This is a genomic window from Enterovibrio norvegicus DSM 15893 (assembly GCF_900115495.1).
Classification (GTDB): domain Bacteria; phylum Pseudomonadota; class Gammaproteobacteria; order Enterobacterales; family Vibrionaceae; genus Enterovibrio; species Enterovibrio norvegicus.
On the sequence record NZ_FOWR01000029.1, the window covers coordinates 1 to 21601 of the forward strand.

The window sequence follows — 21601 nt, forward strand, 5'->3', positions numbered from 1 at the left end:
ATAAATCTTTATGTCTATCAAGTACGAGTGCCCACACAGATTGTATAGGTCAAATTGTTAAAGAACGTTGACTGTAGAAGCGTTTGCTTCTCATCGTCAGGGCTGCGAATTCTACGCTGCCGGGAGATGAAGTCAAGAAGAAATTTTGAGATTTTTCAGCGTGGTGTTCACCGCATCCAAAACGTCTTGTTGACTTCCTTCAACCGCGATAAGCACTGGGCTTTTCCGTTGAAGCAGGCGGCATTCTACTGATTGAGCCGTTAACGTCAAGCGTTTATTTTCAATCCATTTTGAAGCCGTTTCGCCGTAATGATTCAGTGGCCAGTTCCGTGTGGAGCAGGTCGCCGTGTCAGTGAGGTCGCATTATAGGGACGGTTCAGATCTTGGCAAGGCTTTTTTGGTATAAAAATGAATAAACACTCCCTTTCGGTTGAACTTTGAACTTAACGCTCAAAAACAATACAAACCGCCATAATTTTAGCGCTATAAATAGAAAGAGGCCTTGGTTGGCCTCTTTCTATTTAGTGAAATTTAAGGTCAAAACATGCGTTTTGCTCTCTCTATAATGCTATTAATCATTGAATTGCTTTGATTTGCTCATTTTCAACAATCAACCTCACTGGTTTACCTGGTACCACTTCACCTTTTAGGATGGCTTGTGCCAGTGGATTTTCAATACTTTGTTGAATCGCACGCTTCAATGGACGTGCACCATAAACAGGATCGAACCCCGCATTAGAGATAAAACTAAGCGCATCCTCGTTCACATCCAAGACCAAATCTCGTTCAGCCATGCGTTTCGCAAGATGCTGCAGTTGAACACCGGCAATTTCTTTAATGTGCTCTTGCCCAAGGGGGTGGAATACCACAGCTTCATCGATACGGTTGATAAACTCTGGACGGAAATGTTTACTCACCACATCCATAACCATCACTTTAATACCGTCGTAATCCAACTCACCAAAGTGTTCTTGGATACGATCAGAGCCTAGGTTCGACGTCATGATGACGACGGCATTACGAAAATCGACAGTACGCCCCTGCCCGTCAGTCAATCGCCCATCATCGAGCACTTGAAGAAGAAGATTGAACACATCAGGGTGTGCTTTCTCCACTTCATCCAGCAATATGACGGAATAAGGACGGCGACGCACAGCTTCGGTTAAATATCCGCCCTCTTCATAACCAACATAGCCAGGGGGTGCACCCACCAGCCTTGCGACTGAATGTTTTTCCATGAATTCCGACATATCGATACGAACCATGGCATCACTGCTGTCGAACATAAACTCCGCGAGTGATTTACATAACTCAGTCTTACCTACTCCAGTGGGACCAAGGAAAAGGAAAGAACCGATAGGACGGTTTGGATCAGCCAGTCCCGCTCGGCTACGACGAATGGCATTCGCAACAGAGTTCACTGCTTCTTCTTGCCCTTTTACACGACCGTGAAGTTCACCTTCCATTTGAAGAAGCTTTTCTTTCTCACCTTCGAGCATCTTGGCAACAGGGATGCCGGTTTGACGAGACAGAACTTCTGCAATTTCCGCATCGGTAACACGATTCTTCAGTAGCGTCATTTCTTGCATTTCTGCTTGGCTAGCAAGATCGAGCTGCTTTTCAAGTTCAGGGATTCGGCCATATTGCAGTTCAGACATACGATTTAAATCGCTAGCCCGTCGCGCAATCTCCAAATCCGTGCGCGCTTGTTCCAATGCACTTTTTATATGTTGCGTGCCTGACAGCGCTGCTTTCTCGGCATTCCACACTTCATCAAGCTCAGCGAAATCACGTTCTTTCTCGTCAATCTCGGATTGCAGCGTTTCGAGACGCTTCTTACTCGCCTCATCATTTTCTTTGGCCAATGCTTGCTGCTCTATCTTGAGCTGAATCAACCGACGTTCGAGGCGATCCAGTTGTTCAGGCTTAGAGTCAATCTGCATACGAATACTTGATGCGGCCTCATCTATCAGATCAATCGCCTTATCCGGCAATTGACGATCAGAGATATAACGATGAGATAAGCTCGCCGCGGCAACGATCGCTGGATCAGTAATTTCCACCGCATGGTGCAGTTCATACCGTTCTTTCAACCCACGAAGGATTGCTACTGTGTCTTCAACGCTTGGCTCATTGACGAGGACTTTTTGGAAACGACGTTCCAGCGCGGCATCTTTCTCCACGTATTGACGATATTCGTCCAGAGTCGTTGCTCCCACACAGTGAAGCTCGCCGCGAGCCAGCGCAGGTTTTAGCATGTTGCCTGCATCCATAGCGCCTTCGGCTTTACCTGCCCCCACCATGGTGTGGATTTCATCGATAAAGAGGATGACGTTGCCTTCCTCTTTCGCAAGCTCGTTAAGAACCGACTTTAACCGCTCTTCAAATTCGCCTCGATATTTTGCCCCCGCGACCAACGACCCCATATCGAGAGACAATACACGTTTATTGCGAAGCCCTTCTGGCACTTCACCATTCACAATGCGCTGAGCGAGGCCTTCAACAATGGCAGTTTTACCCACTCCTGGCTCACCAATGATGACGGGGTTGTTTTTAGTTCGACGCTGCAGAACTTGTATCGTTCGGCGAATTTCATCATCACGTCCGATAACAGGGTCAAGTTTGCCCTGCTCTGCTTTTTCAGTCAGATCAACCGTGAACTTTTCGAGTGCTTGGCGTGCTTCTTCAGCATTGGGATCATCGATAGCCTGACCGCCACGCACCTTATCAATCGCCCCTTCAACTTTTTTAGTCGTTAGACCGAGGCTACGCAGTAATTCGCCTAGCGACCCTTTATCTTCGACGGCAGCAAGGATGAATAACTCAGAAGAAATGTATTTATCTTTTCGCTTCTGCGATAACTTATCGCACATGTTAAATAACATGCCCATACCATGAGAAAGCTGGACATCGCCACCTGTGCCAGACACTTTCGGCAACTTGTCCAAAAGCTCGCTCAAGCTAGACCGTAGTTGGCTAACATCCACGTTGAGAAGTGTCATTAAAGGACGAATGGTGCTGCTGTCCTGATTGAGGAGAGACACCATCAAGTGCACAGGCTCGATATATTGGTTATCACGCCCTAAAGCCAGAGACTGGGCGTCGGAAATGGCTAATTGAAATTTGCTGGTAAATCGGTCAAGGCGCATGGCCCCTCCTCTGCATTACATCGGTATTTTGTTACCGATCAAATGGGAGCAGCCCTGGCCAATTTCAAGTTGAAAGGTGAAATATTTATCACTGAGGTGGGTGTTCTATCCAGATGCAACTTGCCTGACGACCTGTCTGGTTTTCTCGTCGGTATGAGAAAAATTGCTCAGGTTCAGACACAGTGCATAAATCACCACCATTGATATTGGTCACGCCTGCTCGTTGCAAACGACGTCTCGCGAGTAAATAAATATCCGCAAGCCAGCGATCATTATGAGCCTGAAACGCAATGTCTGCGCCACTATCATTGGCAATAAAGGCATCGCGCACTTCACCACCCACTTCAAATGCAGAAGGGCCGATCGCAGGACCTAGCCATACCAATACGTTTTCAGGGTCAGTGAATGTCGCCAATGTTTCTTCCAGCACACCATTGACCAGCCCACGCCACCCAGCGTGTGCAGCAGCAACCTGCGTCCCTTCTTTATCGCAGAAAAGAACAGGTAAGCAATCTGCCGTCATAATGGTACACACTTCGCCGACATGTCGAGTAAACGACGCATCAGCATCAGGCACCAAACCTGAGGAAAGAGGCAGTTCAACCACCTCAGTACCATGAACTTGATTAAGCCAAGCGGGTGTTCGTGCCATTTGCATTTCTGATGCAAGAATTGCACGGTTCTCCGCAACATGCTCAGGGTTATCCTGAACATGATCTCCCAAGTTTAAGCTTGTGTAAGGCAACAAGCTCACGCCACCAATGCGCGTGGTGCTAACTGCTTTCACATGAGAGGGAGCGGGCCAGCTTGGCGTAATCCAATCCATTTTTAGTAATCCAGATCGCTGAACTCTTCAGCATCAGCACGAAGTACTTCCGCCAGCTTCACCATGTCTTCTGGAATTGGCGCATGCCATTCCATTAGCTCACCAGTGATCGGGTGCTCTAAGCGCAGCATCGTAGCGTGAAGTGCTTGGCGATCGAAACCACGCAGCGCTTGAACCATATCCTCACCTGAATTACGCGGCAGACGAGGACGACCACCATAAAGATGATCACCGATCAACGGATAGTTCAAGAAAGACATGTGAACACGAATTTGGTGAGTACGACCGGTTTCCAAACGGACACGTAAACGCGTATGTGCTCGGAAATGCTCAGCCACACGATAATGCGTGATAGCAGGTTTACCTAGCTCATGCACAGCCATTTGCGTACGTTTGGTTGGGTGACGACCAATCGCCTTTTCAATGGTACCGCCGCCCGTCATCGTACCGATAACGATAGCTTCATACTCACGAGTAAATTTCTTACGCTTTTGCAGTGCACGCACCAAACGCGTTTGAGCTGGAATGGTCTTCGCGACCACCATCAAACCTGTTGTGTCTTTATCCAGACGGTGAACGATACCCGCACGAGGTACTTCCGCAATATCTGGGTAGCGGAACAACAAACCATTCAAGATCGTACCATCAGGACAACCAGCACCTGGGTGCACAACCAAACCACGTGGTTTGTTAATCACCAAGATGTCGTCGTCTTCATAAACGATGTCCAATGGGATGTCTTGGGCTGCCCAGCGTTGTTCGTCTTCGATTTCCGCTTCAACGACAATGGCTTCGCCACCCATCATTTTCACACGTGGCTTGTTGACGATCGCTCCATCGACGCTTACTTTATCGGCCAGAATCCATTCTTTGATCCGAGAACGGGAATAATCAGGGAACAACTCTGCCAACGCCTGATCCAGACGCTGTCCTAGTTGGCTGTCACTAACTGTACTGCTTAATTCTAAATACTGTGCCATAACGAACTTTTTGATTCTCAATGAGACTAATACCCTACAACGTGGCTTTTTACCCCTCGGGCATGGTCACGTTTACTAGTTGGTATTATATCGGGTCGATGGGTAGAATAACCCCTATCGCGCCATTGTATCTTTTTGCGGCTGACTCCGTAATGGGCAAAGGCTGAAAAATATTCTTTCAAGGAAGCAACCGTAGTAATGAAACGCCTGACTCTTTCTTCTCTACTCGCCCTTTCTCTGCTGGCAGGATGTTCTAGCACGGACGAGATTGTGCCTGACATTCCGCCGTCAGAGCTTTATCAAGAAGCCCAAGTTTCATTGAATGAGGGAAGCTGGAATACCGCCATCGAAAGATTGGAAGCGCTGGATTCTCGTTATCCATTCGGTGCTTACTCTGAACAAGTTCAGTTAGATCTCATTTATGTGTATTACAAAAATGACGATCTGGCATTGGGTGAAGCGACCATTGACCGCTTTATGCGTATGAACCCTGGTCACCCTGAAATGGACTGGGTGCTCTACATGCGCGGCTTAACCAACATGGCGCAAGACAGAAGTTTCCTTCATGACCTATTGAACGTTGATCGCAGCGACCGTGATCCAGAACCGTCTCGTCGCGCATTTAGCGACTTCAGACGTCTACTTGATCGTTACCCAAACAGTGAATATGCAGCTGATGCTCAAAAACGCATGGTGGCACTAAAGAATCGTCTGGCTGACTATGAACTCGCGACCGCGGATTTCTATGTGCGCCGTGAAGCATGGATTGCCGTCATCAACCGTTGCCAAGAACTGCAACGTGATTTTCCTGATACTTTGGCAGCAAAAAAATCACTGCCATTGATGTTGAAAGCCTACGAAGAGCTAAAACTCGATGTTCCCGCAGAACGTACACGCGAGTTGATTCAACTTAACGAAAGCTAATCACGCCAAACAAAAACGAAAAAAGCAGCCATTGGCTGCTTTTTTTATATTTGCTCGAAGGTGCTAGCCTCAGTTGCGTTTGGTTAAAATAACACCAAGGTATTCTTTAGCACGAACAGTGTCCCTAACGTTCAGTGTTCGTTAGCGACCTTATTTTTCCATCTTGCCTTAGTTATCTTGCTGCTTTCAAGCACTTTCTGGTGCATTTCATCGAGAGATTCTGACAGGATCACAACATGGCTCGGCAACACTTACCCGCAGCTAAAAAAGTGATCTTTGTCACATTATTTCTTTTCCAGAAACGTAATCTGAAAGTGAGCCCAGCAAAGGGCAAGCAAAAGAGGAAAGACCTATGAGAGTAGAAATTACTGGTAAAAACATCGACATCACTGCTGCTATTCGTGAACGCATTACTGCCCGCTTTGAAAAGCTGGAGAAGTGGCAAGTCGCTCTCATTAACCCTCATGCCGTTATCAGTGAAGAGCCCAACAAGAAATTTAAAATTGAAGCAGGGGTATCTGTACCAGGCACTACTCTGATTGCTTCGGCGGAACATGAAGACATGTATGCCGCGATTAACGAAGCAGGCCAGAAACTAGAAAAACAACTCAACAAGCAAGCACACAAAGGAGAAGCGCGACGCGCGAGCCATATCGAATTGCCTGCTGATGAAGAAGAAGCTGTCTAAGTCTCTACATACACTAACAATCAGCCCCGCACATGCGGGGCTGATTCGTCTTGACATAAAAGAGCCAGCCCAATAAGGTTGAGCAATATTACACCAAACAAAGCACTATCGATGAAACCGACCTCTCCATTTTTCTTTCGTTTCTTTTTCCGCATTTAATTAGGCGGGGCTAAGGGCGAGCATCGATAGCGAAGAAATCCCAAAGCCTCCCTCTCATCAGGGAGGCTTTTTATTAGGGTCAGCATTAAAACAGGATAAGGGAATGAGCAAACCAACACTGTCGCTTGATGATATCCGCATCAATGTGAGTCGTATCGATCAGGAATTACTCTCATTGCTTGCTGATCGCAGAAAACTCAGCTTAGAAGTCGCAAAAAGTAAAATCCAAACGCAAAAACCCGTTCGCGATATCGAGCGTGAACAAGTGTTATTGGAAAAATTGGTTGCTGACGGTAAAACTCATGAACTTGACCCTCAGTACGTCACAAAGATCTTCCATTCCATCATTGAAGATTCGGTGCTTTACCAACAAGCATTTTTACAACGACTGACCAATCCAGATAACGAGCAGCCACTGGCTCGCGTCTCTTTCCTTGGTGGAAAAGGCTCTTATTCCAACCTTGCTGCACGCAACTTCTTTGCACGGAAAAACACGACGCTTGCCGAAATCCAATGTCAAAGCTTCAAAGAAGTGATTGAAGTGGTCGAGAACGGCAATGCTGACTACGGTGTACTTCCGATCGAAAACACCAGCTCTGGTTCTATCAACGATGTGTACGACCAACTCCAACACACGCGCCTTTCTATCGTTGGTGAAATAACGCAACCTATTGAGCATTGCCTACTGACTGCAGTGGATACTGATGTCGATGTCATCGAAGTGCTTTACTCTCACCCCCAACCACACCAACAGTGCAGCGAGTTTCTCCGTTCATTGGGTAATGTGAAACAAGAGTATTGCCAAAGCACTGCCGAAGCGATGAAAGAGGTAGCCAAGCTAAAAGACCCGAAGGTGGCCGCGATTGGAAATGCAAGCAGTGGTGAACTTTATGGTTTAACGCCGCTAAAATCAGGCATCGCCAATCAGCAAGAAAACCATACGCGTTTTATTGTGGTTGCACGTAAGCCCATTGAAGTGACCGCACTCATTCCAGCGAAAACCACGTTCATTATGTCGACAGGACAAACCGCGGGGTCATTGGTTGAGAGCTTGTTGGTTTTGAGAAATCACGGCATCAACATGACCAAACTCGAGTCGCGCCCTGTGCTTGGTAATCCATGGGAAGAAATGTTCTATGTGGATGTGGAAGGCAACTTACGTACCGATGTAATGAAAGATGCCCTCGAAGAACTCACGCGCCTGACACGATATATCAAAGTGCTTGGCACCTACCCTATCGAAAATGTCGCGCCTTGCGAAATCGACGTGTAACACACCTTTCGATAACGGCTAAATGTGCAAATCCGGTACGATCAAAAAAGGAGCCTAAAGGCTCCTTTTTATCATTCAAACCACACTTAGCGGTGTGCGGTGTCGTTCGCTTGTCGTAAAAGCGTTTGGCTCTCTTTCAAAAAGCGCGGTGCAAACTCACCAAACCAACTTTCAACTTGCCCAAAGGTCGAAATAAAGCCTTCTTTATCTTGGCTATCTAGCAACGCAATTGCATCACCGAAGCGCGCGTGGAAGCGCTTGATCATGTCAATATTCTGGGAAGAAGACATGATGATATCCGCATATAGCTGCGCATCCTGAGCAAACAAGCGACCCACCATCGCAAGTTCCAAGCGATAAATCGGTGAACTTAACGCCGTCAATTGCGACAAGTTTGGATTTTCTTCAGCAAGATGCAGACCGTAAACAAAGGACGTAAAGTGGCGAAGGGCCTGAATCAGCGTCATGCCCTGATCATGCTCAATCGCACTGATGCGGTGTAAGCTCGCGCCCCAAATGCGGAACTGTTCAAGTAGCCATTGGTACATTTCTGGGTTTCGCCCATCACAGTACACAATCACCTGCTTGGCAAGACTGGCAATGTCTGGACCAAACATAGGATGAAGACCAACAACTGGACCAGCATGCGATTCCAGCATGGCCTGTAGCGGCTCACTTTTAATCGACGTTAAGTCAGCAAGAATGCAATCATCGGGCAAATTGCTTAATTGGCGAATAATGCTATCGGTACGATTGATGGGCACCGTCACTACCACCATTCCCGCATCGGCCAATATCTCATCGGCACGATCCCAATCTTGGCTACCCAAGATTTTCACATCGTAACCCGACAGTTTGAACAGTTTGCAGAACAGCGAGCCTAGTTGACCGTTGCCGCCCACCACCACGATAGAACGCAGTTCTGGGTTCAAACATTTAAACCCAGAATCATTTTCGCTGGCGTAGGATTCACGCATCGTACGGCGCAGAATATCTTCAATCAGATCAGGGGGAATGCCTTTAGACGATGCCTCTTCACGCCGAGATGCAAGCATCGCAGCTTCTCGATCAGGGGCATAAATAGGCAATCCATGCTTACTCTTTACTTCACCTACTTCAGCAACCAGTGAAAGGCGTCGAGCAAGCAACTCCACCATTTGTTTATCTACTTCGTCAATCTGATCCCGCAAGCGGGACAACTCTGCAACCATGGGGCTTTATATCCTTTATATACGCTGTTCCAAGAAGGGAATTAATTCATCATGAGCATGGCGCAGCAGCTTTTCCGTCTCCTGCCAATTGATGCATGCATCTGTAATGGACACACCGTATGCCATTTCTTCACGCGGCAAATCAGCCGATTGATTTCCTTCGTTGATATTACTTTCTATCATCAGACCAATGATAGATTTGTTGCCTTCACGAATTTGATGGAACACATCTTCTGCCACCAAAGGCTGGCGGCGATAGTCTTTACGTGAATTTGCGTGGCTGCAGTCTACCATTAGTGACGCTTCAAGCCCCGCTTCCTTCATCTCATTTTCGCATTCCGTCACAGAGACAGAATCGTAGTTTGTCTGTTTACCACCACGAAGAATGACATGACCATCTGGATTACCGCCGGTGGTTAACAGCGCAACCTGACCTTCTTTATTGATCCCCATGAAACGGTGACCCGACGCAGCAGCCTTCATCGCATTAATAGCGGTGGCCAAGCTGCCATCCGTACCATTTTTAAAGCCAATTGGCATAGATAAGCCACTTGCCATTTCACGGTGTGTTTGTGATTCAGTGGTACGCGCACCAATCGCGGCCCAGCTAAATAGGTCACCAATGTATTGAGGGCTGATCGGGTCAAGGGCCTCTGTTGCCAATGGAATCCCCATGTCCGCCAATGTGATCAGCAGTTCACGCGCTTTGTGTAAGCCCGCTTCTACCTCAAACGAACCATCGAGGTGCGGGTCATTGATCAACCCTTTCCAACCCACCGTGGTTCTTGGTTTTTCGAAGTAAACACGCATAACGATGTAAAGCTGATCCTTCAGCTCTTCCGACAATGTTTTTAGCTGCTTTGCGTACTCAATCGCAGCATCAGTGTCGTGAATAGAACAAGGGCCACACACCACCAATAGACGATGATCTTTTTTATGAATGATATTGGCAATGTCTTCCCGCGCCGCGGAAATTGACGCCAGTGTTTCTGCTTTTACTGGCAGCTTTTGACGTAGCTGCTCTGGTGTAATCAGTACTGTTTCATCTTGAATGTGCACATTCGTAAGTAGATCTCTTTCCATGAAAACGTTCCTTCGCGTGTCGTTTGATTTTTTGTTCGCGTAATATTCGCTTTGCGTTTTAGCGCATTGAGACACACCTTAACAAGCCCACCCATGAATGCAACCCTTTCGTAAAGATAAATAAACAACGTAAACTTAAATTTACAATTGATACATTTAAAGAAGAAGATTGCGGAATTTATTTCATCAAAAAAGGGCAAGAAGAAAAGGGACTAATGGAAAGTTTTATATACACAAAGGTGAAACTAGCGAGGAAGGCTTAATACCCAAACAGCCTCAGGAAGCAACATGCACCTTCAAATTGCTTGGGTATAAAAGCGCGTTCTGGTTGATGAGCAGTTAGAAGGTTTGATCAGCAGACTGAAAGTCTTCAAAACCGCGTTGGTATTCCATTTGGAAACGCAAGCCGTCAGGTGCATTTGCGCACACACCTAAATATCGAAAACCAGAAAGACCAATATCATAGGCATTGTTCACGTCGCAATACTTATCAACGCCAGACATATAGCCCGATTCGTAGTTACCCACATTGGCACTTGCCACCCCGGCCTTTTGTGCCAACTCGGCCAAGTCGCTCAAAGAGCGAGATGGTAAACCACGCACGCCATCACTTTCTCCAATGGCTTGCCACTTGCCTTCCGCGGCGAGTGATTCCGCGCTATCAATGCTCACGCAACCCACCATTGTCATCACTAACAACGACAGTGCAATACTCTTAACCATAGCGCCCTCAAATCCTATAAAGCGACAAAAAACAGAAACGTACTATAGACGATTCCAATACGCTTGGCTGCCGAAAAGTCATCAAGCAGATGCCCCGACTTTCTTCAACTTAAACGCAAGTACGATAAACAGCAGCCCAAAGACAAACGCATACATGGCAATAATCCAAAGCAATGCAATCGCACCTTCAGCGGGGTTTGCCATAAGGAAACCACCAAAAACAATAGAAATAATACCACCAAGGATCAGTAGCCATTCTCCTGTGATTTCCTTTCGTAGCCGAATAGCGGCAATGATTTCCAATACCCCTTTAGCAATCGCCCAAACGGCAATGTAAAACAGCAGTGCGACGGCCGTTAACTCGGGGACTGAAAATGTCATGACGCCGGCACCAATGCCGACTAACCCCCACAGCATGAGTAACATCCAATTATCTCGCTCTCTTCGTTCAGCGAGTGCCGTCCACACCTGTAACGAGCCATCAACGAATGCATACGCACCGAAAACCAAGACGAGGGTTTCAATCGATTGACTGGGTGGCATGGTCCACGCCATCACGCCAAACACCACCGCTGCGACGCCTCTTAACAGCAGCACCCACCAATTTCTTGCTAACGCCCCGACCAACTGCTTTTCAACCGATTCCATTGCCGTTCTCCTCTGATTTTTATGGCATGATTGCCAGAAAAACGCCCAGTGAACTGGCTTGAGCCGTCATATTGGACGAGAAAAGAAACCTCGTCATGTGTCGGTCAATCGCTGACGTTTTAGACAGTGAAGCGTGTTTGCATCTCAAGCGATGTTCTATCTTTGACACCACCTGTGAATCCCTAAATTTATGGAATCAGGGTCATGCTTGCTCGAGAGAGTTCACGGCAGAGAAATGCCATAGCAAAAAAAGACGCAACGCTAAACGTTCCGTCTTCACTTGTGCAAACCCATGTTGCTAATTACAACAGCTCAGCACCCAACGCTTTCCAAGAGGAAACGACATAGGTGGGGGTGATCCCCTCAGGTACAGGTTTGCTATCGACATTCAGCCAGCAAGTATCAATGCCGGCATTCATGCCACCCAAAATATCAGAGTCAGGATTGTCCCCAACCATCAGTACACGAGAAAGCGCGGGCTGACCCATTTGCTCAAAGGCCAAATGAAAAATCGCAGGATCAGGTTTGGCAACGCCTACCTCTTCTGAAATCACCACAAGATCGAAAAAGGCGCTAAGTCCTGTTTTTTCCAGTCTGACTTGCTGAAGTTGTGTGAAGCCATTGGTAATAATGCCAAGCTTTGCTTGTTGAGAAAGCAGAGGAACGATATCGCTGACAGATTCAAGCGGCTTGCAGATGTCTGCCATGGCTTCGAGGAACAGGCGATTGAGTTCAAACGGAGGGATATTGAGGCGATCAGACCAAACGAGAAAACGGTCTTCTTGCAGTTGTTTCGCGTTAATTTCACCGTCTTGGTATTTCACCCACAGCGGCTTATTCACTTTTTGGTACTCATCGAAATCAGTGCGAGTGAATTCGACACCCAGTCTAGAAAACAGGGTTTGCAAACCTAAATATGCATCGAATGAAAACAGGGTTTCATCGGCATCAAACAAAATCCAATCGTACTGCACGCGTATTTCTCCTTATGCGAAAGCGCATTATAGGGAAGTATCAACAAGCACACCATGAACGTATACGTACCAAAAAGAAAAGCCCGCCAAATGGCGGGCTTTTCGCTATCCCTTTGAAGGGATCATAAACGCCGGAGCGATTATTTCTTAGCCAGACGCTCTTTGATACGAGCTGCCTTACCAGAACGCTCACGCAGGTAGTACAGTTTGGCACGACGTACTGCACCGCGGCGCTTAACAGTAATGCTGTCAACCACTGGCGAGTGGATTTGGAATACACGCTCAACGCCTTCGCCGTTAGAGATCTTACGAACGGTGATTGCAGAGTGTAGACCACGGTTACGCTTCGCGATTACAACACCTTCATAGGCCTGTAGACGCTCACGGTTACCTTCTTTAACTTTAACCTGAATAACAACAGTGTCACCCACTTTGATTTCAGGAAGGTCTTGCTTAAGTTGCTCTTCTTCGAGCGCTTTGATGATGTTACTCATTTTCTATACCCTAGAATAAACTGATACTAAGTATGTTTAGGTACTTGCATTGTGTTCACTAATGAACGCTGCAAGCAGTAATTCCTGTTCGTCAGTCAGAGCTAGGTTTTCCAGGAGCTCTGGTCTTCTGAGCCAGGTTCGGCCCAGCGACTGTTGTAGTCGCCAGCGGCGAATGTCCTGATGATTGCCAGACTTCAGTACCGCAGGTACTTCTAATCCGTCTAATACTTCAGGTCGCGTGTAGTGCGGACAATCTAGCAAGCCATTTGCAAAAGAATCTTCTTCTGCTGACGCAAAGTCTCCCAGTACACCCGGAACAAACCGAGCCACTGAATCCACTAACGTCATGGCAGGCAGTTCGCCTCCACTGAGCACAAAATCACCGATAGACCATTCTTCATCGACTTCGGTTTGTATAATGCGCTCGTCTACCCCTTCATAGCGTCCACAGATAAGAATCAACTTCTCGTTCTGCGCCAGCTCCTCAACACCAGCTTGATCAAGCTTACGGCCTTGAGGTGATAGGTAAACCACTTTCGCCTTGCCTCCGGCGGTATTTTTGGCAGCTTCAATGGCATCGCGCAAAGGCTGTACCATCATCAACATACCTGGGCCTCCACCATATGGACGGTCATCGACAGTCCGGTGTTTGTCATGGGTAAAATCGCGGGGATTCCACGTTTCTACCTTGAGCAGGCCTTTTTTTACCGCCTGGCCAGTTACCCCAAATTCGGTAACAGCACGGAACATCTCAGGAAAAAGGCTGATAACACCAACCCACATATTTCCTCTCCCATGACTTTAAACGTTACCGGGGGATTTAAAATCCAGGATCCCAGTCAACTTCGATCCGTTGAGCAGAGCGATCAATCAGCTTGATGACTTGCCCATCGAGGAACGGTACTAGTCGTTCCTTCTTACCAAAAGCATCTTTCACATTGGCAGCCACTACCAATACATCGTTAGAACCTGTTTCCAAAATGTCAGTGACTTTACCAAGGTTGTAACCTTGGGTCGTGAACACGTCCATTCCGAACAATTCGCGCCAGTAGAATTCTTCATCTGACAGCGCAGGTAAAGCGTCTGCATTAATAGCGATTTCAGCATTTGTCATAGCCTGTGCGTCTTCACGCAGATCCAGACCATTCAATTTGCCAACCCACCCTTGACCGTGGCGTTTCCAGTCTTCGACTTGAAACTCTTGCCACTCGCCACGCACCTTGATAAACCAAGGTTTGTAGTCAAAAATACTTTCAGCATTTTCAGTGTAAGAAAAAACTTTGAGCCAGCCACGGATGCCATAAGAAGAACCTAGCTTGCCTACTACAACCTTTTCTTGCTCACTCATCTTTTCTTTCAACCCTGACACTGATTAATTACGCCGCTTTCGCTGCGTCTTTGATCAGTCGTGCTACGCGGTCAGAAACAGCTGCACCTTCGCCAACCCAATGGTTAACGCGATCCAGGTCTAGACGCAGCTTCTCTTCTTGACCCTGTGCGATAGGGTTGAAGAAACCTACTTTCTCGATGAAACGACCGTCGCGCGCTTGGCGGCTGTCGGCAACAACGATTTGATAGAATGGACGCTTTTTAGCGCCGTGACGTGCCAAACGAATGGTTACCATATCGTCCTCTTTGCATTACTGAATTAAATTGGCCCCGTAGTAGTACGGGGCCTCGTGCCAAAATAAAGCCTCGGAATTTTACGCTTTCTGTGATCGAATGCAACTGCTTTAGCTAAAAAAGCACCAGCTGTAAGAAGCATTCAATCACTTAGCGAAACTCCGCCGCTTTAAGTCTTCGTTATATAAGGAAGGAAGAAGTAATTAGCGTGGGAACATACCACCACCACCGCCCATACCACCCATCATGCCTTTCATATTACGCATCATGTTCTTCATTCCACCCTTCTGCATTTTTTTCATCATCTTCTGCATCTGGGTAAATTGTTTAAGCAAGCGGTTAACGTCTTGAACCTGAGTACCAGAACCCGCAGCAATACGTTTCTTGCGTGAACCTTTAATCAAGTCTGGGCGAGCGCGTTCTTTCGCTGTCATGGAATTAATGATGGCTTCCATTTGAACAAACATTTTGTCGTCCACTTGGTTTTTCACATCATCAGGAAGGTTAGACATGCCCGGAAGCTTATCCATCATTCCCATCATGCCGCCCATGTTTTTCATCTGCTGAAGCTGATCGCGAAAATCTTGTAAATCGAAGCCTTTCTTCTCTTTAAACTTCTTCGCAAGTTGTTCAGCTTTGTCTTTGTCGACATTGCGCTCTAGATCTTCAATCAGTGACAGTACGTCACCCATGCCTAGAATGCGGCTTGCAACACGATCAGGGTGGAACGGTTCAAGTGCATCGGTTTTCTCACCCACACCCAAGAACTTAATAGGCTTACCCGTGATATGACGAACAGACAATGCCGCACCACCACGTGCATCACCATCGACTTTCGTCAGGATCACACCCGTAAGTGGTAATGCATCGTTGAAGGCTTTCGCCGTGGTCGCCGCATCTTGACCGATCATGGCGTCAACCACGAACAACGTTTCAATTGGGTTAATGGCTGCGTGGACGTCTTTAATTTCGTCCATCATTTCTTCGTCGACGTGCAGGCGACCTGCAGTATCGACGATGACAACGTCATAGAATTTTAGTTTGCCGTGTGCCAGTGCTGCTTTGGCAATGTCGACTGGGCTTTGGTCAGTTGATGAGGGGAAGAAGTCGATACCCACATCGGTTGCCAAGGTTTCCAACTGTTTGATCGCCGCAGGGCGATAAACGTCGGCAGAAACAACCAGTACCTTTTTCTTATGACGCTCTTTAAGCATCTTACCCAGTTTACCGACGCTGGTTGTTTTACCCGCACCTTGTAGACCAGCCATCAAGACAACTGCAGGCGGCTGCGAAGCAAGATCTAACTCTGCGTTAGATTCCCCCATCACCGCTTCAAGTTCAGATTGAACAATCTTGATGAATTCCTGACCTGGCGTCAGGCTCTTTGATACTTCAAGACCAACCGCGGCTTCTTTTACGCGTTTGACGAATTCACGCACAACAGGAAGGGCAACATCCGCTTCCAGCAACGCCATGCGCACTTCGCGCAAGGTGTCTTTAATATTGTCTTCAGTAAGACGGCCACGACCGCTGATGTTCTTCAGCGTTCGGGATAGACGATCTGTTAAGTTTTCAAACATGTCCTACTCGCTCTCTACGCGGCGGTGCCACGACTTCAATTAATGAGGCTTAAGTGGCGATAAACACAAAATTGCCGCGATTATAACGCATTATCCTTCTCGCTAACATGATGCCTTCAACGATAGTTTTAAAGTGCCTATATCACTTTCTTTATTGGTCTCGGTTAAATATAGGGGCGAAAATGGCGGGCAAAGTACATAAGTAGGGAAATGTAATAATGTCTGCAGCACGCAAAAGCAGTGCGCTGTAGCGCGTTACGCAGCGATAACCCCTAAAGATCCATGCCCTTGAATAGCGACGAAGGGTTGAGCAAGGTATACTCGATGTTTTCATTTTCATGCGACGATGCTGAAAAATACATGGATATCTTAATCGCCATTACTGCCGCACTGCTTTACTTTGCAGCGCTCATACAGATCATTCCCGGCTTGTCTGGCCCTAGCCAGATCCCAGCACGCTCAGTGTTTCTTAGCGCAAGCGGCGCGTTAGCCCTTCATGCCTACCTTCTTTTCGACCTTATTGATGCATCTAGTGGGCAAAACCTCAGCATTCTCAATGTGGCATCACTGATTAGCTTTATCATTGCCGCAATGACAACAGGCTTGATGTTCAGAATGCGGGTGTGGGTATTGCTCCCCGTTGTCTATAGCTTCTCTGCGATTAACCTCGCCGCAGCCACCTTATTGCCTGGCGCTTTCATCACGCACTTAGAAGCCAACCCTCAGGTATTGATTCATATTTCGTTGGCCTTGTTCTCTTATTCCACCTTGATGATCGCCACCTTATACGCCATTCAATTGGCCTGGCTTGATCACCAATTAAAGAATAAGAAAAAGCTGGTAATGAACCCAAACCTCCCACCATTGATGGCAGTTGAACGCCAACTCTTCAACATTATTTTGATTGGTGAAGTGCTGCTCACCCTCTCACTGGTAACGGGTGCTGTGTTCGTGCAAGACATGGTTGCGCAAGGTAAAGCGCATAAAGCGGTACTTTCCGCAATGGCATGGGTTGTATATGGCGTCTTACTGTGGGGGCATTATCGCTCAGGATGGCGTGGTCGCCGCGTCATCTGGATCAGTATCGTGGGCGCATTTTTACTGACCCTGGCTTACTTTGGCAGTCGCTTTGTTCGTGAAGTCATTATCGCCTAGACACCATACCTTCATTCGCTGTCAAAACGCATATTGAGTGTAACCGGTGGAATTATCACCATTGAGTTTGACAGCGAGTGCGATCTTTGCCCTTAATTAGGGTTGAACACAATAAAAAGGAATTTACAGTTTGGACGACATATCGACGGGAACACTCGCGTCCCTTTTGGTATTGCTCATCTTCATATCCGCTTATTTTTCCGGTTCAGAAACCGGTATGATGGCGCTAAACCGTTACCGGCTTAGGCACCTTGCCAATCAAGGGCATAAAGGCGCTAAACGTGTAGAAAGGCTGCTAGATCGTCCAGATAGGTTGATCGGTCTTATATTGATCGGCAACAACCTCGTCAATATTCTGGCCTCTGCCATTGCCACTATTTTAGGCATGCGCCTCTACGGCGATGCTGGTGTTGCGATCGCCACAGGTGGCCTCACCCTCGTTGTTCTCGTCTTTGCTGAAGTCACGCCTAAAACCTTGGCCGCTATTTACCCTGAACGCGTTTCCTACACCAGCAGCATATTGCTCAACATACTAATGAAGGTGATGTACCCGCTGGTTTGGTTGATCAATGGCATAACGAATGGCTTCCTTCGTTTGCTTGGGCTCACCACCAGCCATGACGGTAAAGACCATTTAAGCTCGGAAGAATTAAGAACCGTGGTCAATGAAGCGGGTGGGCTTATCCCTCGCCGTCACCAAGACATGTTGATTTCCATCCTCGAGCTCGAAGAAATCGCTGTTAATGACATCATGGTGCCGCGCAATGAAATCACGGGCATCAATGTCAACGATGATTGGAAAGCCATCATGCGCCAACTTACTCATGCCCCTCATGGAAGAATGGTGCTCTACCGCGACAACATTGACGAAGTCGTCGGCATGCTGCGTGTCCGTGAAGCCTACCGAATGATGGTGGAAAATGAGTTCAACAAAGAGAACTTGCTACGTGCTGCTGACGAGGTGTACTACATTCCCGAAGGAACACCGCTCAATGTCCAAATGCTCAAATTCCAACGCAATAAAGAACGTATCGGCCTGATTGTCGATGAGTATGGCGACATCATTGGTTTGGTCACGTTAGAAGATATCTTGGAAGAAATTGTCGGTGAATTCACGACGTCGCTTTCGCCAAGCCTTGCGGAAGAAATCACAGCATTGCCTGATGGCAGTTACATGATCGAAGGCAGTGCGAACATCCGTGATTTGAACAAGAGTTTAAACTGGGCGTTACCGACTGATGGACCGCGCACATTGAATGGCCTGATCTTGGAACACCTCGAAGACATTCCTGATTGCCAAGTGAGCATTGAAGTGGAAGGCCACCAAATGGAGATCATCGATGTGGCTGAAAACATGATTAAGCAGGTAAAAATACTTCCAGTCCCTAAAGCGCCCCAAAGCTAACCGTGTGCATCAACCCGAATAGGTGCTATTTGGGTTGATGCATATTTCATACAACAGCCACATAGTACTTCCTCCCTCGCAAACCTGTCATTAAATTTTACACATCACAACTCACAATAAAGACACCCCGACTGTTTTTCAGCTAATTTTATAGAGCAGCTGTAAACCATGATGGGTTAAACAGCATGTTTCACTTCCCGTAAAATTCTGCGGCGTACCGCCGTTTAACGCGACAGGGTGTCATTATGTTCAACGGTAAATTAAAAAAAGAATTACAAGCAAGCCGCGAAAGCGCCGCTGAAAAACAAGCAATTTTAGATGCGATAGATAACAGCATCGCCACCATTTATTTCACCCCCGAAGGTATCGTGAAGCATGCCAATGCCATTTTCCTTGGGGTGATTGGTTTTTCTCTTGAGGAAGTTACGGGGAAACATCACAGAGAACTTTGTGACCCAGAACTTGCAAACAGTGCAGATTACCAACGATTTTGGGAACGATTACGTTCAGGCGAAGTGATAAACGGCACCTTTCCACGCTTTAACAGTAAAGGCCACCGTATTTGGTTAGAAGCCTCTTACTTCCCGATAAAAACTGATGGTGCAGTGACAGGTGTAATGAAGATCGCTTCAGACATCACCAAAGAGAAAATCCGTCTAGACCAACAAAGTGCTGTATCAGAAGCCTTAGATAAATCTATGGCAACAATTGAATTTCAACCTGACGGTACAATCATTAAAGCCAATGCTAACTTCCTTAGTGCAGTTGGTTACTCATTAGAACAAATACAAGGTAAGCATCACCGTATGTTTTGCCCTGATTCATTTTATGAAGCCCAACCTAATTTTTGGGCTGAACTCGCGTCAGGAGATTTTAAAGCGGGTCAGTTTGAACGCAAAGACAGTGCTGGTCGTGTGCTTTGGCTGCGTGCCACCTACAATCCCATATTTGATAGCAAAGGGAAGGTTGTCAGCGTTGTGAAATTTGCCTCTAACATTACCGAGAAAGTCGAACAAGAACAGGCGATTCGATCTGCAGCAGAAGTGGCGTATACCAACTCCGTCAAAACAGCAGAAGTCGCACAGCAAGGTTCTGATGTGCTGGAATCAACAGTGTCGACATCCCGCTCTATCTCTGAACAGGTCATAGAGACCGCATCATCTATATCGCAATTGAATGAGCAATCTAAAAGCATCGAAGCGATTGTCTCAACAATCAGTGATATCGCCGACCAAACTAACTTACTGGCATTAAATGCGGCGATAGAAGCTGCGCGAGCTGGCGATCAAGGGCGAGGGTTCGCAGTGGTTGCAGATGAAGTCAGACAACTGGCAGCACGTACTAGCCAATCCACGGCAGAAATTGCAGACGTGGTGAAAAAGAACCGCGAATTGACGTCTGAAGCCACAGCCAAGATGTCGAGTGTTTCCGAATCTGCTCAAAAAGGTCAGTCTCAAATATCCGAAGCCTCGGGCGTGATGGAAGAGATTAAAGCGAGTGCACAGACGGTTGCTCAGACGGTTTCAGGGTTGAATGTCGGCTAATCGACATCTTTTCAAATGAACAAAAATTCAAAAGCGCTCCCTCAGGAGCGCTTTTATTATCGGATTCGATTTCCAGACTCGCTATCAAACAACACCAGCTTTTCAGGATTAAAACGAAAGTGCGCCATGTCGCCCGCCTTCAAACAGATGTTTGCTGGCATGCGCGCCACCACTTCTGTTCCGCCAAGAGAGGTAATCACGTATGTGTCTGCGCCCGTTGGTTCGGTGACATCCACCTTGCAATGCAAGGTCGAAGGCGTGCTGCCTTCGCTCTCTGTAATGTCTTCAGGCCTAACGCCCATTTGCACCGTTTTCCCCACATATGCGCTTAGCTCTCCAAACCCACAACTAATGGTGACGGATTGTGGCTCTCCATCAAACCCCGTCAATTGCAGTTGGGTTTCTGATGTATCAGCGCGTTCAACCAACACTTCCACCAAATTCATGGAAGGACTTCCCATAAAGGTGGCAACAAAGGTATTGGCCGGATCGTCATACACCTCGGCAGGAGAGCCAAGTTGTTGCAGTTCACCGTCTTTCATCACCGCTATTTTTGTCGCCAGTGTCATGGCTTCAATTTGGTCATGGGTGACATAGACAATGGTTGCATTTAAACGCTGATGTAGGCGTTTAATTTCCGTGCGCATATCAACACGGAGCTTTGCATCCAAGTTCGACAACGGTTCATCAAACAAGAATATTTTTGGATCGCGTACAAGTGCGCGTCCCATTGCCACCCGCTGACGTTGACCGCCAGAAAGCTGCCCAGGTTTACGCTTCAGCAAATGCTCGATTTGCAGCATCGCTGACACCTCACCGATTTTCTTTTCCCTTTCCGGCTTTGGCACATGGCGCATTTCAAGGCCAAACGAGATGTTCTGCCCCACCGTCATGTTTGGGTAAAGCGCATAAGACTGGAACACCATGGCGATATCACGTTCTGCGGGGTGCAGTTCATTAATCACGCTATCACCAATGCTGACCTCACCATCGCTAATGCTGTCTAACCCAGCAATCATATTCAGTAAGGTCGATTTACCACACCCTGATGGCCCCACCAGCACCAGAAAATCACCATCATCAATGCCGATATTGATGCCTTTTAATACCTCAACGTGGCCGAAGCGTTTTTTTACGTTATTGAGCGTTAGAGATGCCATTA

At 47.2% G+C, this 21601-nt stretch carries 20 protein-coding genes; 6 read left to right on the forward strand and 14 right to left on the reverse strand.

Annotated features, from left to right (window positions below; genetic code table 11):
- Window positions 1-575 precede the first annotated feature (575 nt).
- The 3 genes from clpB to rluD all read right to left on the reverse strand — a co-directional run bounded on the left by clpB (window position 576) and on the right by rluD (window position 4955).
- On the reverse strand, window positions 576-3149 hold the full coding sequence (gene clpB, locus BM082_RS17160; protein ID WP_074927917.1) for an ATP-dependent chaperone ClpB: 2574 nt from the start codon (window positions 3147-3149) through the stop codon (window positions 576-578).
- 88 nt (window positions 3150-3237) lie between these two features.
- A complete protein-coding gene (gene pgeF, locus BM082_RS17165; RefSeq protein ID WP_017008561.1) occupies window positions 3238-3975 on the reverse strand; it encodes a peptidoglycan editing factor PgeF in 738 nt (245 codons plus the stop codon).
- Window positions 3976-3977: 2 nt separating this feature from the next.
- Window positions 3978-4955, reverse strand: coding sequence for a 23S rRNA pseudouridine(1911/1915/1917) synthase RluD (rluD, locus tag BM082_RS17170; RefSeq protein WP_017008562.1), 978 nt, complete (start codon window positions 4953-4955; stop codon window positions 3978-3980).
- 198 nt (window positions 4956-5153) lie between these two features.
- On the opposite strand from rluD, the gene bamD reads away from it, so the two are divergent.
- The 3 genes from bamD (at window position 5154) to pheA (ending at window position 7999) form a co-directional block, all read left to right on the forward strand.
- Entirely contained in the window at window positions 5154-5879 is a 726-nt protein-coding gene (gene bamD, locus BM082_RS17175; protein ID WP_017008563.1) for an outer membrane protein assembly factor BamD, read from the forward strand.
- Between the two features lie 352 nt (window positions 5880-6231).
- Complete coding sequence (gene hpf / locus BM082_RS17180) at window positions 6232-6567, forward strand: ribosome hibernation-promoting factor, HPF/YfiA family (protein WP_017008565.1); 336 nt, start codon at window positions 6232-6234, stop codon at window positions 6565-6567.
- A gap of 262 nt (window positions 6568-6829) precedes the next feature.
- Window positions 6830-7999 carry a prephenate dehydratase gene (gene pheA / locus BM082_RS17185; RefSeq protein WP_017008566.1) on the forward strand — a complete coding sequence of 390 codons (1170 nt, stop codon included), beginning with the start codon at window positions 6830-6832 and terminating at the stop codon, window positions 7997-7999.
- A gap of 86 nt (window positions 8000-8085) precedes the next feature.
- On the opposite strand, the gene tyrA is transcribed toward pheA, so the two are convergent.
- The 10 genes from tyrA to ffh form a co-directional block, all read right to left on the reverse strand.
- Window positions 8086-9210, reverse strand: coding sequence for a bifunctional chorismate mutase/prephenate dehydrogenase (gene tyrA, locus BM082_RS17190; protein WP_017008567.1), 1125 nt, complete (start codon window positions 9208-9210; stop codon window positions 8086-8088).
- Between the two features lie 15 nt (window positions 9211-9225).
- A complete protein-coding gene (locus tag BM082_RS17195; RefSeq protein ID WP_017008568.1) occupies window positions 9226-10293 on the reverse strand; it encodes a 3-deoxy-7-phosphoheptulonate synthase in 1068 nt (355 codons plus the stop codon).
- Window positions 10294-10632: 339 nt separating this feature from the next.
- Window positions 10633-11016, reverse strand: a complete 384-nt coding sequence (locus BM082_RS17200; RefSeq protein WP_017008569.1) for a DUF2799 domain-containing protein — start codon at window positions 11014-11016, stop codon at window positions 10633-10635.
- A gap of 81 nt (window positions 11017-11097) precedes the next feature.
- The gene (locus BM082_RS17205) at window positions 11098-11664 is read right to left on the reverse strand and encodes an HdeD family acid-resistance protein (protein ID WP_017008570.1); all 567 of its coding nucleotides are present in this window, start codon (window positions 11662-11664) and stop codon (window positions 11098-11100) included.
- A 302-nt stretch (window positions 11665-11966) separates the two neighbouring features.
- Complete coding sequence (gene yjjG, locus BM082_RS17210; RefSeq protein ID WP_017008571.1) at window positions 11967-12638, reverse strand: pyrimidine 5'-nucleotidase; 672 nt, start codon at window positions 12636-12638, stop codon at window positions 11967-11969.
- Between the two features lie 140 nt (window positions 12639-12778).
- Entirely contained in the window at window positions 12779-13132 is a 354-nt protein-coding gene (gene rplS, locus BM082_RS17215; protein WP_017008572.1) for a 50S ribosomal protein L19, read from the reverse strand.
- A 36-nt stretch (window positions 13133-13168) separates the two neighbouring features.
- Window positions 13169-13915 carry a tRNA (guanosine(37)-N1)-methyltransferase TrmD gene (gene trmD / locus BM082_RS17220; protein ID WP_017008573.1) on the reverse strand — a complete coding sequence of 249 codons (747 nt, stop codon included), beginning with the start codon at window positions 13913-13915 and terminating at the stop codon, window positions 13169-13171.
- Between the two features lie 37 nt (window positions 13916-13952).
- The gene (gene rimM, locus BM082_RS17225) at window positions 13953-14480 is read right to left on the reverse strand and encodes a ribosome maturation factor RimM (protein ID WP_017008574.1); all 528 of its coding nucleotides are present in this window, start codon (window positions 14478-14480) and stop codon (window positions 13953-13955) included.
- A gap of 28 nt (window positions 14481-14508) precedes the next feature.
- Entirely contained in the window at window positions 14509-14757 is a 249-nt protein-coding gene (rpsP, locus tag BM082_RS17230; protein WP_017008575.1) for a 30S ribosomal protein S16, read from the reverse strand.
- Window positions 14758-14958: 201 nt separating this feature from the next.
- A complete protein-coding gene (ffh, locus tag BM082_RS17235; protein WP_074927919.1) occupies window positions 14959-16335 on the reverse strand; it encodes a signal recognition particle protein in 1377 nt (458 codons plus the stop codon).
- 360 nt (window positions 16336-16695) lie between these two features.
- On the opposite strand from ffh, the gene BM082_RS17240 reads away from it, so the two are divergent.
- From BM082_RS17240 to BM082_RS17250, 3 genes are all read left to right on the forward strand, one after another.
- Window positions 16696-17490, forward strand: coding sequence for a cytochrome C assembly family protein (locus BM082_RS17240; protein WP_026024946.1), 795 nt, complete (start codon window positions 16696-16698; stop codon window positions 17488-17490).
- A gap of 130 nt (window positions 17491-17620) precedes the next feature.
- Window positions 17621-18895 (forward strand): HlyC/CorC family transporter, encoded by a 1275-nt coding sequence (locus BM082_RS17245; RefSeq protein WP_017017957.1) that lies wholly within the window; start codon window positions 17621-17623, stop codon window positions 18893-18895.
- A 245-nt stretch (window positions 18896-19140) separates the two neighbouring features.
- The gene (locus BM082_RS17250; protein ID WP_074927922.1) at window positions 19141-20439 is read left to right on the forward strand and encodes a methyl-accepting chemotaxis protein; all 1299 of its coding nucleotides are present in this window, start codon (window positions 19141-19143) and stop codon (window positions 20437-20439) included.
- Between the two features lie 56 nt (window positions 20440-20495).
- Here BM082_RS17250 and BM082_RS17255 read toward each other — a convergent pair whose 3' ends face one another.
- Window positions 20496-21599, reverse strand: coding sequence for an ABC transporter ATP-binding protein (locus BM082_RS17255; RefSeq protein WP_074927924.1), 1104 nt, complete (start codon window positions 21597-21599; stop codon window positions 20496-20498).
- Window positions 21600-21601 lie beyond the last annotated feature (2 nt).

Coding starts and splice junctions, on each gene's coding strand:
- trmD (WP_017008573.1), bottom strand. CDS start 13,915: ATGTGGGTTGGTGTTATCAGCCTTTTTCCTGAGATGTTCCGTGCTGTT.
- BM082_RS17250 (WP_074927922.1), top strand. CDS start 19,141: ATGTTCAACGGTAAATTAAAAAAAGAATTACAAGCAAGCCGCGAAAGC.
- BM082_RS17240 (WP_026024946.1), top strand. CDS start 16,696: ATGGATATCTTAATCGCCATTACTGCCGCACTGCTTTACTTTGCAGCG.
- clpB (WP_074927917.1), bottom strand. CDS start 3,149: ATGCGCCTTGACCGATTTACCAGCAAATTTCAATTAGCCATTTCCGAC.
- BM082_RS17200 (WP_017008569.1), bottom strand. CDS start 11,016: ATGGTTAAGAGTATTGCACTGTCGTTGTTAGTGATGACAATGGTGGGT.
- rluD (WP_017008562.1), bottom strand. CDS start 4,955: ATGGCACAGTATTTAGAATTAAGCAGTACAGTTAGTGACAGCCAACTA.
- tyrA (WP_017008567.1), bottom strand. CDS start 9,210: ATGGTTGCAGAGTTGTCCCGCTTGCGGGATCAGATTGACGAAGTAGAT.
- rplS (WP_017008572.1), bottom strand. CDS start 13,132: ATGAGTAACATCATCAAAGCGCTCGAAGAAGAGCAACTTAAGCAAGAC.
- BM082_RS17205 (WP_017008570.1), bottom strand. CDS start 11,664: ATGGAATCGGTTGAAAAGCAGTTGGTCGGGGCGTTAGCAAGAAATTGG.
- pgeF (WP_017008561.1), bottom strand. CDS start 3,975: ATGGATTGGATTACGCCAAGCTGGCCCGCTCCCTCTCATGTGAAAGCA.
- BM082_RS17195 (WP_017008568.1), bottom strand. CDS start 10,293: ATGGAAAGAGATCTACTTACGAATGTGCACATTCAAGATGAAACAGTA.
- hpf (WP_017008565.1), top strand. CDS start 6,232: ATGAGAGTAGAAATTACTGGTAAAAACATCGACATCACTGCTGCTATT.
- rpsP (WP_017008575.1), bottom strand. CDS start 14,757: ATGGTAACCATTCGTTTGGCACGTCACGGCGCTAAAAAGCGTCCATTC.
- ffh (WP_074927919.1), bottom strand. CDS start 16,335: ATGTTTGAAAACTTAACAGATCGTCTATCCCGAACGCTGAAGAACATC.
- pheA (WP_017008566.1), top strand. CDS start 6,830: ATGAGCAAACCAACACTGTCGCTTGATGATATCCGCATCAATGTGAGT.
- bamD (WP_017008563.1), top strand. CDS start 5,154: ATGAAACGCCTGACTCTTTCTTCTCTACTCGCCCTTTCTCTGCTGGCA.
- rimM (WP_017008574.1), bottom strand. CDS start 14,480: ATGAGTGAGCAAGAAAAGGTTGTAGTAGGCAAGCTAGGTTCTTCTTAT.
- BM082_RS17255 (WP_074927924.1), bottom strand. CDS start 21,599: ATGGCATCTCTAACGCTCAATAACGTAAAAAAACGCTTCGGCCACGTT.